Below are 15,742 nucleotides of genomic sequence, written 5' to 3'. Positions count from 1 at the left end.
GCAAATGGCGGTCATTGAAATCAAGGTTCCCGACATCGGCGATTACAGCGATGTCCCCGTCATCGAAGTGCTGGTCGCCGTCGGCGACAGCGTGGCCAAGGACCAGGGCCTGGTAACGCTGGAATCGGACAAGGCCACGCTGGAAGTGCCGTCCTCGGCGGCTGGTGTGGTCAAGGAACTCAAGGTCAAGGTCGGCGACACCCTGTCCGAAGGTGCGCTCGTGCTGCTCCTCGAAACCGAAGGCGAGGCCGCCGCGCCGGCCAAGGCCGAACCCAAGGCCGCCCCGGCCGCTGCAGCGCCTGCCGCCGCACCGGGCAGCAAGCCGCCGGTGACGCCGTCGCACCGTGCCCCGGCCGAGCCGGCCGCGCCCAAGCCGGCGCTGGCCAGCGGCAAGCCGGCCGACATCGAATGCAAGATGGTGGTGCTCGGCGCCGGCCCCGGAGGCTACACCGCTGCGTTCCGCGCGGCCGACCTGGGCCTGGACACGGTGCTGATCGAGCGCTACGCCAGCCTGGGCGGTGTCTGCCTCAACGTCGGCTGCATTCCGTCCAAGGCGCTGCTGCACGCCGCCGCGGTGATCGACGAAGTGGCCCATGCCGGCGACTTCGGCGTGGACTTCGGTCAGCCCAAGATCACCCTGGACAAGCTGCGCGAGTACAAGGAAAAAGTGGTCGGCAAGCTCACTGGCGGCCTGGCCAGCATGGCCAAGCAGCGCAAGGTGCGCACCGTGACCGGCGTGGCCAGCTTCGTCTCGCCCCACGAGCTGGAGATCGTCGGCGCCGACGGCAAGACCCAGCTGCTCCGCTTCGAGCACTGCATCATCGCCGCCGGCTCGCAGGCAGTGAAGCTGCCCAACTTCCCGTGGGACGACAAGCGCGTGATGGACTCCACAGACGCGCTGGAGTTGCACGACATTCCCAAGACCCTGTTGGTGGTCGGCGGCGGCATCATCGGCCTGGAAATGGTCACGGTGTACAGCGCGCTCGGCAGCAAGGTCACCGTGGTCGAGTTCATGGACCAGCTGATGCCGGGCGCCGACAAGGACCTGGTCAAGCCGCTGGCCGACCGCCTGAAGAAGCAGGGCGTGGAGGTCCATCTCATGACCAAGGCCACCGACGTCACCGCCGACAAGAGCGGCATCACCGTGTCCTTCGAAGCGGCTGTGGAAGGCGAAAAGCCCGGTCTGCAGGCCACCGCGTACGATCGCGTGCTGGTCGCCGTGGGCCGTCGCCCGAACGGCAAGAAAATCGGCGCGGAAAAGGCCGGCGTCACCATCACCGAGCGCGGCTTCATCCCGGTCGACCGGCAGATGCGCACCAACGTGCCGCACATCTTCGCCATCGGCGATATCGTCGGTAACCCGATGCTGGCGCACAAGGCCACCCACGAAGGCAAGCTGGCCGCCGAAGTGGCTGCCGGCGAGAAGAAGGAATGGGTGGCGCGGGTGATCCCGTCGGTGGCGTACACCAACCCGGAAATCGCCTGGGTCGGTGTCACCGAAACCGAAGCCAAGGCCAAGGGTCTGAAGGTCGGCGTCGCCAAGTTCCCGTGGGCCGCCAGCGGCCGCGCGATCGGCATCGGCCGCACCGAGGGCTTCACCAAGCTGATCTTCGACGAAGACACCCATCGCGTGATCGGTGGCGCCATCGTCGGCGTGCATGCCGGCGATCTGCTGGCCGAAATTGGCCTGGCGATCGAGATGGGTGCCGAAGCCGAAGACATCGGCCACACCATCCACGCGCACCCGACCCTGAGCGAGTCGGTCGGCATGGCCGCCGAGGTCTATGACGGCACCATCACCGATCTGTACATCCCCAAGAAGAAGTGACGCCGCTGCGCACGACCGTGCCGCCACGTGTGGCGCGGTCGCCGCGATGGTGACTCGACGCATGGAGGTCGTCATGGGGCAGGGCAATCTGTGTTCCGAACTGCAGGCGCTGCTGCAGCGCGAACTGGCCAGCGGCAACCGTATCGCCGAGCCGCCGCGGCGGACCGACTGGCCGCATCCGGGCTCGGTGTTCGTCTCGCTGAAGCGCGACTTGCGCAGCGACGTGGCGTCGCTGCCGGCGACGGTGCAGCATGCGGTCTGCACCGATCCGCACGACGGTTGGCACGACGAGTGCTACTGCACCACGCACCAGCATCTGTTGGTGGCCGGTGCGACCAAGCCGCCCTGAGCGTGTGTCCGCTGCTGCCGGGTCGGTTAGTTGCCACGCATCCGTTAAACGACAGAACCCCGCATCGCCGCGGGGTTCTGCATGAGGCTGCTTTCTGGGTCCCGGGTCCGGGTCCCGAAAGAATCAGAACGCGAACGTCACGCCTGCCACCGGGCCCTTGAACTCCTGCTTCAGGCCGACCAGGCCGTCGCTGCCCTCGCGGTCCACGTCCAGCTTGAACCAGTCGTAGCCGGCGGAAATGCCGAAGTTCTTGGTGAAGCGGTATTCGGCAATGGCGTTGGCGCGGCTCAGGTCGCCGTCGTAGTCGCCGAAGTCGCCCCAACTGGTGTTGAGGTACTGGCCCTGCACGTTGAACAGCCAGTGTTCACTCGGACGCGCGGTGAAGCGGATGCCCACGACCGGCGCAGCGCCGTCTTCGCTTTCGTCCAGGACCTCGCCAGTGAACACGCTACCCAGGTCGGCATACGCATTGGCCTCGACCTTGGCGTATTCGGCACCGATCTGCAGGCCCAGGTTGAATTCCGGAGAATCGATCACCGAGTAGTCGTACACGAAAGTGGCGACCTGGTACTTCAGCTCACCCTTGATGAAGCTGCCGGACGGCACGGTCACGCCATCGGCGCTCAGATCCTGGCTCAAGGTCTCGCGGCGATCCTTGTCGTACTTGAAGTAGTCGAAGATCAGGCGCTGACGGGTGCTGATGCGCAACACCCCATCCACGCGCGGCTCCCATTCCTTGCCGCCCAGCTTGAAGTCTTCGTTGACCGAGACATTGTTGCCAGCCAGCAGGGTGTTGCCGCGCAGAGTGTTGTCGTTGTCGACATTCATCGCGCCGATGCGGAGCTGGAAGCGGTCATCGGTGTCTTCGGCGTGTGCGGGCGCGACGTAGGCGACGGCCAGGACGCACGGGATCGCCAGTGCGAGGAGGTGTTTCATGGGAGCTCCGAATTCTTGGAATGGTCAGGCGGCTCGGCCTCTGCAGCGCATCGTCGGTAGGCGCGCGTTTTTCAAAAGTGAAGGGGCCGTCCAATCAGCGTGAAGGCGGCCATAGCAATCGGACAAAACGGTCCGCTTTGCTAATCCTTTGGTCAGGTCATGGAACGCGTGCAGCGTCACTGCCAAGGTCGCCTAGAGGCCAGGCAAGCCAAGGAATCGATTGGACCGCCGATGGGAAGGTCGCAGGGTGTGACAAAATGCGTTCAAAAGCAGGAGCCCCGGTCTCCCAGGGCTCCTAGACGCAGCCTGCGGCGGTACCTTTCGACGAGGATGTGCAGGCCTTGCAAGCTCTGACCGCCAGTTTGTGGCAAAGTTCCCACCCGCTGCGGCGGCAGCCATGTGGTGCATCGCAGCAAGCGATGACCTCTGCCGGTTGTCTCACAATTTGTCCCATTGCTATACTTTCGCGGCTAGACGAGGCGCAACTGCGCTTCCCACTCATTCACACGTAAGGTAACCGTAGTGCTGAACTCCGTTGACGCGGGTCGGCGGTTGATGCTGCGCGCTGCGGTATATCCGCTTGCCGCCGTAGCTATAACCAGTCTGGGGTTGCTGTTGGTCGGTCCCCGTTACGCTGCAGGCCTGGCATTGACCGGATTTGCGACAGTGCTGGGCGGTTGGGTTGCGGCACGTACCGCGCTAGGTGGCGATATCCAGGCAGCGGGCATCGCCATGGTGCGGCTGATCCTGGCGATGGTGCTGAAGTGGGTGTTGGTTTTCGTGGCGCTGGCGTTGGGCTTCGGCCTATGGCGGCTGCCTCCTCTGGCCTTGTTGGCGGGTATCGCCATCGGGCTGATTTTTCAGGTTCTGGCTCTGGCCAGACGTTGATTCGAACTTAAAGGGCTCCGGACACATGGCGGGCGAGGCAGCAACACCTACCTCCTATATCCAGCATCACTTGCAGAACCTGATCGTTCCGATTCGCGATGGTGGCGGCACGTTTTGGACCATCCACCTCGACACCCTGATCATGGCGGTGTTGATGGGTCTGACCATGGTTTTCGCGTTCTGGACGGCAACCCGCAATGCCACGGCCGGTGTGCCGGGCAAGTGGCAGGCATTCGTGGAAATCTGCCTGGAGTTCGTCGACCGCCAGGCCAAGGACACCTACCACGGCAGCAGCAAGCTGGTGACGCCGATCGCGATCACCATCTTCTTCTGGATCCTGTTGATGAACCTCATCAAGATGATCCCGGCCGATTTCATCGCGATCCCGCTGGGCTGGGCCGGCGTTCACGCCTGGAAGCCGGTGCCGACCGCCGATGTCAACGCCACCTTGGGCATGTCGATCAGCGTGTTCTTCCTGATGATCGTGTTCTCCCTGCGCTCCAAGGGCGTGGGCGGCATGACCAAGGAATTCCTGACGGCGCCGTTCGGCAAGTGGATGATGCCGTTCAACCTGCTCTTGAACACCGTCGAGTGGCTGAGCAAGCCGATTTCGCTTGCGATGCGACTGTTCGGCAACATGTTCGGCGGCGAGATCGTCTTCCTGCTGATCTGGGTGCTGGGTGGTGCGGGCATCGCCGGCATGGTCGCTGGCGGCGCATTCGGCCTGGGCTGGATGCTGTTCCACCTGCTGGTGATTCCGCTGCAGGCCTTCATTTTCATGATGCTGTCGATCGTGTATTTGAGCCTGGCCGAAGACAGTCACTGAGTTTGCGTCACCCTTCATCTGCTTTATTCCGCTTCATCCATCACCCTTAGAAACTTTCGTTCGGAGATCACCATGTACCTCGCCGTCCTGACCAACCTCGCTCAAGTCCAGAGCTCCACCGTCCTCGCCGTCGGCATCATGATCGGCCTGGCCGCGCTGGGTGCCGGCCTCGGTCTGGCCATCATGGCTGGCAAGTTCCTGGAATCGGCTGCGCGCCAGCCGGAGCTGATCCCGGTGCTGCAGGTTCGTATGTTCATCACCGCCGGCCTGATCGACGCCGCGTTCATCATCAGCGTCGCTGTCGGCCTGCTGTTCGCCTTCGCCAACCCGCTGGCCCAGGTGTTCATCGAGCGTCTGTCGCAGGCTGCCGGCTGATCCAGCGGTAGCAGGATGTGGATGGGGCCCTTGGTGGTTGCATCCGCGGATGAAGGTCGGAAATCGCCGCCGCGCGGTGGCGCTTTCACCCCTAAACAGCGATTGAGCGACCCATGGATATCACCCTTACCATCTTTGCCCAGGCGCTGGCCTTCGCCGGTCTGATCTGGATCGTTGCGTCCAAAATCTGGCCGCCGTTGTTGAAGGCGATCGAAGAGCGTCAGCAGAAGATCGCTGAAGGTCTTGCTGCGGCCGATCGTAGTCAGAAGGATCTGGCGCAGGCGCAGGAAAAGGTCAATGAAGCACTGAAGGACGCACGCACCAAGGCCAACGAGATCATCGATCAGGCCCATGCGCGCGCCAACCAGATCATCGAAGCGGCCAAGCTGGAGGCAATTGCCGAAGCCAACCGTCAGAAGGATCTGGCGCAGGCCGAAATCGACGCATCCGCCACGCGTGCCCGCGAGGAGCTGCGCAAGCAGGTCTCGGTGCTGGCCGTCAGCGGTGCAGAAAAGCTGCTCAAGCGCGAAATCGATGCCAACGCCCACAAAGCGCTGCTCGACGAGCTGGCGGCGGAGATTTAAGCGATGAGTCAGGCCCTCACCCTTGCCCGTCCCTACGGCCGTGCCGCGTTTGCGATCGCGCGTGAGGGCGGCAACTTCGCGCTCTGGTCCGATGCGCTGGCGTTTTCGGCGCAGGTGGCCGGCGAACCGCGCGTGGCCGCATTGCTGCTCAACCCGGCCCTGGGCCAGGAACAGGCAGTGACGCTGCTGGCCCCGCCGCAGGCGGGCGAGGACTATCTGCGTTTCCTCGGCGTGCTTGCCGATGCGCAGCGGCTGTCGCTGCTGCCGGAAGTGGCAGGCGTGTACGAACAACTGCGTGCCGAGGCCGAACATGTCGTCAAGGCGACGGTGACCTCGGCCGCTGCAATGAGCCAGACCGAACTCGACACGATCGCTGCTGCGCTGAAGAAGCGCTTTGGCCGCGACGTGGACATCACCACCGCAGTCGATGCGTCGCTGATCGGCGGCGCGGTGATCGACACCGGCGACGTGGTCATCGACGGCTCGCTGAAGGGCAAGCTTGCGCGTCTGCAAAGCTCGCTCGTCCACTGAATTCACATAAACGCACGGCCCTCGCGGCCGGCACCTAGGACTGAACGATGGCAACCACGCTCAACCCCTCCGAAATCAGCGACCTGATCAAGACCCGCATCGAGGCGGTCAAGCTGTCCGCAGAGTCGCGCAACGAAGGCTCCGTGACCAGCGTGTCCGACGGCATCGTGCGCATCTTCGGCCTGGCCGACGTGATGCAGGGCGAAATGATCGAACTGCCGAACAACACCTTCGCGCTGGCACTGAACCTGGAGCGTGATTCGGTCGGCGCCGTGGTGCTGGGCGATTACGAAAACCTGCGCGAAGGTGACGTGGCCAAGACCACCGGCCGCATCCTGGAAGTGCCGGTGGGACCGGAGCTGCTGGGTCGCGTGGTCAACGCACTGGGCGAGCCGATCGACGGCAGGGGTCCGCTGGGCGCCACCCAGACCGCACCGGTGGAGCGCGTTGCGCCCGGCGTGATCTGGCGTAAGTCGGTCGACCAGCCGGTGCAGACCGGTTACAAGTCGGTCGATGCAATGATCCCGATCGGCCGTGGCCAGCGCGAGCTGGTCATCGGTGACCGTCAGACCGGCAAGACCGCGCTGGCGATCGACGCGGTGATCAACCAGAAGAGCACCGGCATCAAGTGCGTGTACGTGGCGATCGGCCAGAAGGCCTCGACCGTTGCCAACATCGTGCGCAAGCTGGAAGAAAACGGCGCGCTGGCGCACACCGTGGTGGTGGCTGCGACCGCGTCCGAATCGGCCGCGATGCAGTACATCAGCCCCTACGCCGGCTGCACCATGGGTGAGTACTTCATGGACCGCGGCGAAGACGCGCTGATCGTGTACGACGATCTGTCCAAGCAGGCCGTGGCCTACCGCCAGATCTCGCTGCTGCTCAAGCGTCCGCCGGGCCGCGAAGCCTATCCGGGCGACGTGTTCTATCTGCACTCCCGCCTGCTGGAGCGCGCCGCGCGCGTGTCCGAGGAGTACGTGGAGAAGTTCACCAATGGTGCGGTGACCGGCAAGACAGGTTCGCTGACTGCGCTACCGATCATCGAAACGCAGGCCGGCGACGTGTCCGCGTTCGTGCCGACCAACGTGATCTCGATCACCGACGGCCAGATCTTCCTGGAAACGGATCTGTTCAACGCCGGTATTCGCCCGGCCGTCAACGCCGGTATCTCGGTGTCGCGCGTCGGCGGTGCGGCACAGACCAAGATCATCAAGAAGCTGTCCGGCGGCATCCGTATCTCGCTGGCGCAGTACCGCGAGCTGGCGGCGTTCGCGCAGTTTGCCTCGGACCTGGACGAAGCCACCCGCAAGCAGCTCGAGCGCGGTCAGCGCGTCACCGAGCTGATGAAGCAGAAGCAGTACGCGCCGATGTCCATCGCCAACCAGGCATTGTCGATCTACGCCGTCAACGAGGGCTACCTGGACGACGTGCCGGTCAACAAGCTGCTGGCGTTCGAAGAAGGCCTGCACGCGCACTTCGCCAACACCCAGGGCGAGCTGGTCTCCAAGATCAACAGCACCGGCGGTTGGGACAACGACATCGAAGCCAGCTTCAAGAAGGGCATCGAAGAGTTCAAGACCACGGGCAGCTGGTAAGGGCGCCGGGATTTGGGATTGGGCATTCGGGATTCGTAAAGGCGGTGATCTGAGGGCTTGACCGCTCTTGATCACCACTTTGGATCTTCAGATTCAGGTATTTCGGGGTTTGTAGGTGAGGTGACATCGAGGGGCTTTGGCCAATCCCGAATCACCAATCCCGAATCCCACGAGCGAAGCGAGCGAGCAATGGCAGGCGGACGCGAAATCAAAACCAAGATCAAGAGCGTGCAGAACACCCGCAAGGTAACGCGCGCGCTCGAAATGGTCTCGGCCTCCAAGATCCGCAAGGCGCAAGAGCGCATGAAGACCTCGCGTCCGTATGCGCAGGCGATGAAGCAGGTGATCGGGCATCTGGCGCAGGCTAGCACCGATTTCCAGCATCCGTTCCTGGTCGAGCGCGAGCAGGTCAGGCGGGTCGGTTACATCGTGATCTCTTCCGACCGCGGCCTGGCCGGCGGCCTGAACAACAACCTGTTCCGCAAGATGCTGGCGGAGGTGCGTCCCTGGCAGGACAAGGGTGCCGAGATCGACGTGGTGACCATCGGCCAGAAGGCCACGGCGTTCTTCCGTCGCATCAAGGTCAACATGGTCGGCAGCGTGACCCACCTGGGCGACAGCCCGCAGGTGGAGCAGCTGATCGGAGTGATCAAGGTGATGATCGATGCCTTCATCGAAGGCAAGGTCGACCGTGTATACCTTGTCTACAACCGCTTCGTGAACACCATGACGCAGAAGGCCAGCTTCGATCAGCTGCTGCCGCTGCCGGCCGCCGAGCACAAGGTGGCGCACCACGATTGGGATTACCTGTACGAACCCGATGCCGCCACCGTGCTGGAGCACGTGATGACGCGTTACATCGAGTCGCTGGTGTACCAGGCCGTGCTGGAAAACGTGGCATCCGAGCATGCCGCGCGCATGGTGGCGATGAAGGCCGCCAGCGACAACGCCAACAAGATGATCGGCACCTTGCAACTGGTCTACAACAAGGCACGTCAGGCGGCGATTACCCAGGAAATTTCGGAAATCGTCAGCGGCGCGGCCGCCGTATAAGTACCGCCGAGATTGGGGATTCGGGATTGGTTGGAGCGCAGCGAATCGCGCCCTTACGAATCCCCAATCACGAATCCCAAATCACAAAATTCCACGAGATGGCATCGGCCACTCGGACAGAACAAAGCTAACCGGAGCAGCAAAATGAGTCAGGGCAAGATCGTTCAGATCATCGGCGCGGTCGTCGACGTCGAATTCCCGCGCAATGAAGTGCCGAAGGTGTATCACGCGCTGAAGGTCGACGGCACCGAAATCACCCTGGAAGTGCAGCAGCAGCTCGGCGACGGCGTCGTGCGCACGATTGCGCTCGGCTCCACCGATGGCCTGAAGCGCAACCTGGTCGCCACCAACACCGAACGTGCCATCTCGGTGCCGGTCGGCGCCGGCACGTTGGGCCGCATCATGGACGTGCTGGGTCGCCCGATCGACGAAGCCGGCGACGTGCAGGCCTCGGACCATTGGGAAATCCATCGCGGCGCACCGTCGTATGAAGACCAGTCGTCCAGTACCGAGCTGCTGGAAACCGGCATCAAGGTCATCGACCTGATGTGTCCGTTCGCCAAGGGCGGCAAGGTCGGCCTGTTCGGCGGCGCCGGCGTCGGCAAGACCGTCAACATGATGGAACTGATCAACAACATCGCCAAGGCGCACTCGGGTCTGTCCGTGTTCGCCGGCGTGGGCGAGCGTACCCGCGAGGGCAACGACTTCTACCACGAGATGAAGGACTCCAACGTCCTGGACAAGGTGGCGATGGTGTACGGCCAGATGAACGAGCCGCCGGGCAACCGTCTGCGCGTGGCGCTGACCGGCCTGACCATGGCCGAGTACTTCCGCGACGAGAAGGACGCTAGCGGCAAGGGCAAGGACGTGCTGCTGTTCGTGGACAACATCTACCGCTACACGCTGGCCGGTACCGAAGTATCCGCGCTGCTCGGCCGTATGCCGTCGGCCGTGGGCTACCAGCCGACCCTGGCCGAGGAAATGGGCGTGCTGCAGGAGCGCATCACCTCGACCAAGAGCGGTTCGATCACCTCGATCCAGGCCGTGTACGTGCCTGCGGACGACCTGACCGACCCGTCGCCGGCAACCACCTTCGCCCACTTGGACTCGACGGTCACGCTGAGCCGTAACATCGCCTCGTTGGGTATCTACCCGGCCGTGGATCCGCTGGACTCCACCAGCCGCCAGATGGACCCGCTGGTGATCGGCCACGAGCATTACGACACCGCCCAGCGCGTCCAGCAGACCCTGCAGAAGTACAAGGAACTGAAGGACATCATCGCCATCCTGGGCATGGACGAGCTGAGCGAAGAAGACAAGCAGTCGGTGTCGCGTGCACGCAAGATCGAGCGCTTCTTCAGCCAGCCCTTCCACGTGGCCGAAGTGTTCACCGGCTCGCCGGGCAAGTACGTCTCGCTGAAGGACACCATCCGCGGCTTCAAGGCGATCTGCGACGGCGAATACGACCACCTGCCGGAGCAGGCGTTCTACATGGTCGGCAGCATCGAAGAAGCCGTCGAGAAAGCCAACAAGATGAGCGCCAAGGCGTAAGAGCCGGGATTTGGCATTCGGGATTAGGTACGGCGGGTGAGCTGGGTGCGGGAACGAGGTGAGTGGTCACAGCGAAAGCTGCGGTTGCCAATCCCGAATCCCCAATCCCCAATCCCCGCCTCACAACGTGAGGCACCATGAGCACTATCCGTTGCGACATCGTCAGCGCCGAGAAGGAAATCTTCCACGGTGAGGCGACGCTGGTCGTGGCCACCGGCGAGTTGGGCGAGCTGGGCATTGCGCCCAAGCACGCGCCGCTGATCACGCGCCTGAAGCCGGGCAAGGTGGTGGTGACCACCGCCAATGGCGAACAGCTGGACTTCGCCATTTCCGGCGGCATCCTGGAAGTGCAGCCGCAGGTGGTGACCATTCTGGTCGACACCGCAGTGCGTGCGCAGGACATCGACGAAGCGGCCGTGCGCAAGGTCAAGGAAGAGGCCGAGCGGCTGCTGGCCAATCGTGGCAACACGGTGGACGTGGCCGAGGCGCAGCGTCAGCTGGCCGAAGCGACCGTGCAGTTGCAGGCGCTGGAGCGCTTGCGTCGCAACCTCAAGCACTAAGCAGTGGTCTGCTCACCTTCGAGGGTGGGCGGTGCACGAGCGACAGCTGCAAGTTCATCTGCAGATAAGCAATCCGAAACGCCGACCATCGTGTCGGCGTTTTCGTTTTTGGCGCTTCGCGTGCGGATTCGTGAATCCGCCATTGCGTGCGGCAGGCACACTGCGTGCATTGGCGCACCCTGCACGGCAGCGGTGCAGGGCAACCTTAGTTCGGCACGTTGAGGAAGATGCATGACCCGTTCGATCGATGGCATTCGCGCTTACATGGTGAGCGGCCTGTTGGCCGCCGGGTTGCTGGGGTGCGCATTGCCGGCGCGCAGTCAGCCGCCGCTGGATCTGTTGATGGACCGCATCGTGCAGCGCAATGCCATTGGCGACGCGGTGGCGCTAAGCAAGTGGGACAGTGGCAAGCCGGTGCTGGATCAGGCGCGTGAGGCGGCGGTGCTGCAAAGCGTGCGCGATCAGGCGCCGGCGCATGGGCTGGATGCCGACGATGCTGCTCGCTTCTTTGGCGCGCAAATCGAGGCCAACAAGTCGGTGCAGTACGCGCTGCTGAACCGTTGGCACGAGCGCGGACGCGCGCCGAACACCGCACGTCCGGATCTCACCGCGCTGCGCGCTCGCCTGGATCAACTGCAGGGCGAACTGCTGGATGCGCTGGCCGATGTGGCCTCAGCGCGCAGCGCGCCCGACTGCCCGGCCAGCACCGCGCGTGCTGCGGCGCATTACGCAGAGCAATGGCAGCTGGATGCGCTGCATCGCGCGGCACTGGTGCGTGCCCTGGGCGATTTTTGCCACTGATGTGATGCTCTGCAATCGGTCTGCGATGAACCATTTGCCGTCATGTGCGTTGGAGCGGCTGACAAACCTATGCGCGCACACCTGGCGGTGAGCGCAGCGGTTTTGTCGGTCACATCTTGGCAGATGCAGTCGCAGGTCCAGATCGAACGCTGAGCGTGTCGAAGGCGCAGTGCCTTCGTCGCTCCCGGGACACGTGGTTAACCCGTCCTGGGAGCGACGGCGGCCTCCATGCCGTCAACTGTCCCGCAACCGGCGAGGACGCCGCACGGGAAAGGCTCCTGGCAGCCTGGCCGAACGCCACGTACAGCGGCTGACGCGACTGGTCCATGCCCGCCGACCGGCGCGGCATGGAAGCCGCGGAAGAGCTTAGGAAGATGCACGTGCGATCGATCAGTTTAAGAAGATGCAGCTGCTGTGCTACACATGTCTGCGCGCAAGCGGTATGCCCTTCTGCGTGATATCGCCACGCGACCGAGTAGACGCTCGGCGCCTGCGCATGGCATCCATCAGCGATACACCACATGCCGGCCCAGGAAGAACGACACGATCGCCAGGCCGCCTTCGACCAGTGGCTTTGCCAGCCATGCCTGACGCAGGCCGAGTAGGTCGACCGTGGTCGAGAGCAGCCAGGTGCTGATCAGCGTGAGCGTCAGCCACATCACGGCGAAGCGGCGGAAGCGTCGCCAACCCAGCCGCGCATCGCCTTGCTGGGCGAAGGTATAGCGGCCGTTGAGCCAGAAGCCGAGCATGGCGCCGCCGATACGTCCGAGCAGATTGGCGGGCACTGCAGGCATGCCTGAGGCGGTGGCGGCGATGAAGATGCCGCAATCCACGGCCAGCTGCAGCGCGCCAATGATCATGAACTGGCTGCCTTGGCGGAACAGACTCATGCGTGCAGGGGAAAGGAAAGGGGCGCCCATCCTCATCCTAGCGGCTGCCAGGCGCAAACGTTGTTAGCGCGGGCGAACGCTGCATCCGGGCTACGACGCGGCGGCGGCGCAGCGACTAGAATTTGAATATCTCTCTGCCTGGAATGTCTTGATGACCCTGCCCCTGCACGTTGTGATCCTGGCCGCGGGCGAAGGCAAGCGCATGCGCTCGTCCCTGCCCAAGGTGCTGCAGCCGCTGGCGGGCCAGCCGATGCTGGCGCATGTGATCGCCACGGCGCGTCAGCTGCAGCCGGCGGCGATCCATCTCGTGTATGGGCATGGCGGCGATCAGGTGCAGGCAGCCTTCGCCGATCAAAGCGATCTGCAGTGGGCCGAGCAGCGCGAGCAGTTGGGTACAGGACATGCCGTGCAGCAGGCGATGCCCGCGATTCCCGATGCGGCAACGGTGCTGGTGTTGTATGGCGATGTGCCGTTGATCCGCAGCGAGAGCCTGCTGCAGCTGCTGCAGGCGCCGGGCCGCATGGCGGTGCTGGTCGCCGAACTAGCCAATCCCACCGGCTATGGGCGCATCCTGCGCGATGCGGAGGGCAGGGTGGCCGCCATCGTCGAGCAGAAGGATGCCAATGACGAGCAGCGCCGCATTCGCACCATCAATACCGGCATCCTCACCGCCGAATCCACTGCACTGCGTCGTTGGCTGGCCGGCTTGTCCAACGACAACGCACAAGGCGAGTTCTATCTCACCGACGTGTTCGCCAGTGCCGCTGCCGAGTTCACGCCGGCCGACATGGTGCATGTGGCCGACCCGCAGGAAGTGGAAGGTGCCAACGACCCGTGGCAGCTCGCCCAGCTCGAACGTGCCTGGCAGTTGCGCGCCGCGCGCAGGCTTTGCCTGGAGGGCGTGCGCATGGCCGACCCCGCGCGCGTGGAACAGCGCGGTACGGTCAAGGTGGGCCGGTATGTGCAGCTGGATATCGATGTGATTCTGGAAGGCGATGTCACGTTGGGCGATGGGGTGGTGATCGGCCCGTTCGTCCGCTTGCGCGACGTCACGCTCGGTGCCGGCACCCAGGTGCGTGCGCACAGCGATCTGGAAGGCGTGGTCACCGAAGGCGCGGTGCAGATCGGTCCGTTCGCGCGTCTGCGTCCCGGCACCGTGTTGGCCGATGGCGTGCATATCGGCAATTTCGTGGAGACCAAAAAGGTCACCATGGGCGTCGGCAGCAAGGCCAACCATCTGACGTATCTGGGTGATGCGGTGATCGGCAGCAAGGTCAACATCGGCGCCGGCACCATCACCTGCAACTACGACGGGGTGAACAAGTCGCAGACCACCATCGGCGATGGCGCCTTTGTCGGCTCCAACAGCGCGTTGGTGGCGCCGATCGAGATTGGCGCCAATTCCACCATTGGTGCCGGGTCGGTGGTCACCAGCGATGCGCCAGCGGGCCAGCTCACAGTGACGCGTGCGCGGCAGACCGTGATCGAAGGCTGGAAGCGGCCGACCAAGAAGTCGCCGTAGCGCTGCGGGGTGTGCTGCGTGGCGCAAACTGGCGCGCGTGCGCAGCATTTGCCCATGCGCGGGACGTCACGCACCCTCGAAGGGGTTGCGCGCGTCCTGCGGTGTTTCACGCCGCCAACGGCAACAGCAAGGTCACGCACAGTCCGCCGTGTTCGCGGTTATGCAGCGAGATGCGGCCGCCGTGCGCTTCGGCGATTTCGCGGGTGAGGGCAAGGCCAAGACCTGTGCCATTGCGCTTGGTCGAATAGAACGGCATCAGCGCGTTGTGCAGTACCGCTTCGTTCATACCGTTGCCGCGGTCGAGCACTTCGATGCGCAACCACTGCGGCACGCGCGTGACGCGCAGTGCGACATCGCTGTTGGGCGGCTGCGCTTCGCTGCAGGCCTCGTGGGCATTTTTCAGCAGATTGAGCAGCGCCTGCTCGATCTGCGCTGCATCGATCCGGCTGGAGACATCGGTGAGCGTGCCCTGCACCTGGAATGGAATCTGTTGCTGCAAGCGCTGCAGAAATGGCGCCCATTCGATGGTCTGCAGCTGCGGTTGCGGCAATTTGGCGAAGCGCGCATAGCCGCGGATAAAGCCTTCCAGGTGACGCGCGCGCTCTTCGATGGTCTCGAACACCGTACCCAGGCGGTCGGTGCGTTCGCGGCGCAGCAGCTCGGCGCCCGAATGCGCCAGCGAGGCGATCGGTGCCAGCGAATTGTTCAATTCGTGGCTGATCACGCGGATCACTTTTTTCCAGGTCTGCACTTCCTGGCGGCGTAACTCGGTGGTCAAGGTGCGGATCAACAACAGCTCGTGCCCGCGCCCGTTGATGTGAAAGCTACGCCGCGACAGGTGATAGATCTGCTCGTCCTCTTCGTCGTCGCCATCTTCGCGTACCGCGAACAGGCAATCCCCGCCACGTGCCAGGGCGTCGCGCAATTCGGCGGGCATGCGGCCGAGCATATCGTCCAGATGCTGGCCTTCCAGCTTGCGTCCCTCATACAGCAATTTGCGTGCGGCATTGTTGGAAAACCCGATCCGCCGCAGGCCATCGCCGCCGGCGACCACCAGCAGCATGACCACCGGCGTGTTCTGCAGCATGGTGTCGAGCATCAGCTCGCGCTGTACCAGGTGACTACGCTGCGCACGCAGCACATCGCCAAGTTCGGCATGCGCCTGCACCAGTTGCGCCAGCTCGTCGTTGCCGCGCCAATACACGCCGAAGTTGTATTCGCCATCGCGGTAGCTGCTGGTGGTGCCGGCTAGCGCACGAAACAGCGAGCGCATCGGCGCGGTGGCGCGGGTGAGGCTGAACCACATCGCCGCCAGCAGTACGAGGACCGAAATCGCCGCCACCTGCCAGCCGTGGTCCAGCCAGTACGCCATGAACCATGGGAATGCAGCCGCCAGCGCAAGAACCGGCAGCAAGCGTAAAAACAGCGAAAACGTGAAAGAGCGGCTCCGCAT

The 15,742-nt window shown here is 63.8% G+C and carries 16 protein-coding genes; 13 read left to right on the top strand and 3 right to left on the bottom strand.

Features of this window, described 5'->3' with window-relative positions:
- The first annotated feature begins 4 nt into the window (after window positions 1–4).
- Both lpdA and XAXN_RS09900 read left to right on the top strand, forming a co-directional pair.
- Window positions 5–1,828 carry a dihydrolipoyl dehydrogenase gene (gene lpdA / locus XAXN_RS09905; RefSeq protein WP_054319420.1) on the top strand — a complete coding sequence of 608 codons (1,824 nt, stop codon included), beginning with the start codon at window positions 5–7 and terminating at the stop codon, window positions 1,826–1,828.
- Window positions 1,829–1,889: 61 nt separating this feature from the next.
- A complete protein-coding gene (locus XAXN_RS09900) occupies window positions 1,890–2,177 on the top strand; it encodes a hypothetical protein (RefSeq protein WP_054319419.1) in 288 nt (95 codons plus the stop codon).
- Between the two features lie 123 nt (window positions 2,178–2,300).
- Here the strand turns inward: XAXN_RS09900 and XAXN_RS09895 are convergent, their stop codons facing one another.
- Entirely contained in the window at window positions 2,301–3,113 is an 813-nt protein-coding gene (locus tag XAXN_RS09895; protein ID WP_054319418.1) for a porin family protein, read from the bottom strand.
- Between the two features lie 522 nt (window positions 3,114–3,635).
- Here XAXN_RS09895 and XAXN_RS09890 point away from each other — a divergent pair.
- The 10 genes from XAXN_RS09890 (at window position 3,636) to XAXN_RS09845 (ending at window position 11,877) form a co-directional block, all read left to right on the top strand.
- Entirely contained in the window at window positions 3,636–4,001 is a 366-nt protein-coding gene (locus XAXN_RS09890) for a hypothetical protein (RefSeq protein WP_134980377.1), read from the top strand.
- A 25-nt stretch (window positions 4,002–4,026) separates the two neighbouring features.
- The gene (gene atpB / locus XAXN_RS09885) at window positions 4,027–4,827 is read left to right on the top strand and encodes a F0F1 ATP synthase subunit A (RefSeq protein WP_054319416.1); all 801 of its coding nucleotides are present in this window, start codon (window positions 4,027–4,029) and stop codon (window positions 4,825–4,827) included.
- Between the two features lie 72 nt (window positions 4,828–4,899).
- Window positions 4,900–5,202, top strand: coding sequence for a F0F1 ATP synthase subunit C (gene atpE, locus XAXN_RS09880; RefSeq protein WP_002814105.1), 303 nt, complete (start codon window positions 4,900–4,902; stop codon window positions 5,200–5,202).
- A 113-nt stretch (window positions 5,203–5,315) separates the two neighbouring features.
- Complete coding sequence (locus XAXN_RS09875; RefSeq protein ID WP_054319415.1) at window positions 5,316–5,786, top strand: F0F1 ATP synthase subunit B; 471 nt, start codon at window positions 5,316–5,318, stop codon at window positions 5,784–5,786.
- A 3-nt stretch (window positions 5,787–5,789) separates the two neighbouring features.
- The gene (locus XAXN_RS09870) at window positions 5,790–6,317 is read left to right on the top strand and encodes a F0F1 ATP synthase subunit delta (RefSeq protein ID WP_054319414.1); all 528 of its coding nucleotides are present in this window, start codon (window positions 5,790–5,792) and stop codon (window positions 6,315–6,317) included.
- Between the two features lie 47 nt (window positions 6,318–6,364).
- Window positions 6,365–7,912, top strand: a complete 1,548-nt coding sequence (gene atpA / locus XAXN_RS09865; RefSeq protein ID WP_054319413.1) for a F0F1 ATP synthase subunit alpha — start codon at window positions 6,365–6,367, stop codon at window positions 7,910–7,912.
- Window positions 7,913–8,101: 189 nt separating this feature from the next.
- Entirely contained in the window at window positions 8,102–8,965 is an 864-nt protein-coding gene (gene atpG / locus XAXN_RS09860) for a F0F1 ATP synthase subunit gamma (protein WP_054319412.1), read from the top strand.
- 144 nt (window positions 8,966–9,109) lie between these two features.
- On the top strand, window positions 9,110–10,516 hold the full coding sequence (gene atpD, locus XAXN_RS09855; protein ID WP_003484008.1) for a F0F1 ATP synthase subunit beta: 1,407 nt from the start codon (window positions 9,110–9,112) through the stop codon (window positions 10,514–10,516).
- A gap of 137 nt (window positions 10,517–10,653) precedes the next feature.
- A complete protein-coding gene (locus tag XAXN_RS09850) occupies window positions 10,654–11,076 on the top strand; it encodes a F0F1 ATP synthase subunit epsilon (protein WP_003484011.1) in 423 nt (140 codons plus the stop codon).
- 231 nt (window positions 11,077–11,307) lie between these two features.
- Window positions 11,308–11,877 (top strand): chorismate mutase, encoded by a 570-nt coding sequence (locus tag XAXN_RS09845; protein ID WP_054319411.1) that lies wholly within the window; start codon window positions 11,308–11,310, stop codon window positions 11,875–11,877.
- 506 nt (window positions 11,878–12,383) lie between these two features.
- Here XAXN_RS09845 and XAXN_RS09840 read toward each other — a convergent pair.
- Window positions 12,384–12,767: a GtrA family protein gene (locus XAXN_RS09840; RefSeq protein WP_054319410.1), complete on the bottom strand. Its 384-nt coding sequence runs from the start codon at window positions 12,765–12,767 to the stop codon at window positions 12,384–12,386.
- A gap of 151 nt (window positions 12,768–12,918) precedes the next feature.
- Between XAXN_RS09840 and glmU the strand changes: the two genes are divergently transcribed.
- Window positions 12,919–14,289 carry a bifunctional UDP-N-acetylglucosamine diphosphorylase/glucosamine-1-phosphate N-acetyltransferase GlmU gene (gene glmU, locus XAXN_RS09835; protein ID WP_054319409.1) on the top strand — a complete coding sequence of 457 codons (1,371 nt, stop codon included), beginning with the start codon at window positions 12,919–12,921 and terminating at the stop codon, window positions 14,287–14,289.
- Between the two features lie 106 nt (window positions 14,290–14,395).
- Here the strand turns inward: glmU and XAXN_RS09830 are convergent, their stop codons facing one another.
- Entirely contained in the window at window positions 14,396–15,742 is a 1,347-nt protein-coding gene (locus tag XAXN_RS09830; RefSeq protein ID WP_054319408.1) for a sensor histidine kinase, read from the bottom strand.

This window comes from Xanthomonas axonopodis (assembly GCF_001304695.1).
Taxonomy (GTDB): domain Bacteria; phylum Pseudomonadota; class Gammaproteobacteria; order Xanthomonadales; family Xanthomonadaceae; genus Xanthomonas; species Xanthomonas axonopodis.
The sequence above is the reverse complement of the archived record's forward strand: the minus strand, read 5'-3'. Positions and strand labels throughout refer to the sequence as shown.

What these genes read in the sequence shown, in the direction of transcription:
- XAXN_RS09900 (WP_054319419.1), top strand. Translation starts at nt 1,890, where the DNA reads ATGGAGGTCGTCATGGGGCAGGGCAATCTGTGTTCCGAACTGCAGGCG.
- XAXN_RS09830 (WP_054319408.1), bottom strand. Translation starts at nt 15,742, where the DNA reads ATGCGGAGCCGCTCTTTCACGTTTTCGCTGTTTTTACGCTTGCTGCCG.
- glmU (WP_054319409.1), top strand. Translation starts at nt 12,919, where the DNA reads ATGACCCTGCCCCTGCACGTTGTGATCCTGGCCGCGGGCGAAGGCAAG.
- atpB (WP_054319416.1), top strand. Translation starts at nt 4,027, where the DNA reads ATGGCGGGCGAGGCAGCAACACCTACCTCCTATATCCAGCATCACTTG.
- lpdA (WP_054319420.1), top strand. Translation starts at nt 5, where the DNA reads ATGGCGGTCATTGAAATCAAGGTTCCCGACATCGGCGATTACAGCGAT.
- atpE (WP_002814105.1), top strand. Translation starts at nt 4,900, where the DNA reads ATGTACCTCGCCGTCCTGACCAACCTCGCTCAAGTCCAGAGCTCCACC.
- XAXN_RS09845 (WP_054319411.1), top strand. Translation starts at nt 11,308, where the DNA reads ATGACCCGTTCGATCGATGGCATTCGCGCTTACATGGTGAGCGGCCTG.
- XAXN_RS09875 (WP_054319415.1), top strand. Translation starts at nt 5,316, where the DNA reads ATGGATATCACCCTTACCATCTTTGCCCAGGCGCTGGCCTTCGCCGGT.
- atpG (WP_054319412.1), top strand. Translation starts at nt 8,102, where the DNA reads ATGGCAGGCGGACGCGAAATCAAAACCAAGATCAAGAGCGTGCAGAAC.
- atpA (WP_054319413.1), top strand. Translation starts at nt 6,365, where the DNA reads ATGGCAACCACGCTCAACCCCTCCGAAATCAGCGACCTGATCAAGACC.
- XAXN_RS09850 (WP_003484011.1), top strand. Translation starts at nt 10,654, where the DNA reads ATGAGCACTATCCGTTGCGACATCGTCAGCGCCGAGAAGGAAATCTTC.
- XAXN_RS09895 (WP_054319418.1), bottom strand. Translation starts at nt 3,113, where the DNA reads ATGAAACACCTCCTCGCACTGGCGATCCCGTGCGTCCTGGCCGTCGCC.
- XAXN_RS09870 (WP_054319414.1), top strand. Translation starts at nt 5,790, where the DNA reads ATGAGTCAGGCCCTCACCCTTGCCCGTCCCTACGGCCGTGCCGCGTTT.
- XAXN_RS09840 (WP_054319410.1), bottom strand. Translation starts at nt 12,767, where the DNA reads ATGAGTCTGTTCCGCCAAGGCAGCCAGTTCATGATCATTGGCGCGCTG.
- atpD (WP_003484008.1), top strand. Translation starts at nt 9,110, where the DNA reads ATGAGTCAGGGCAAGATCGTTCAGATCATCGGCGCGGTCGTCGACGTC.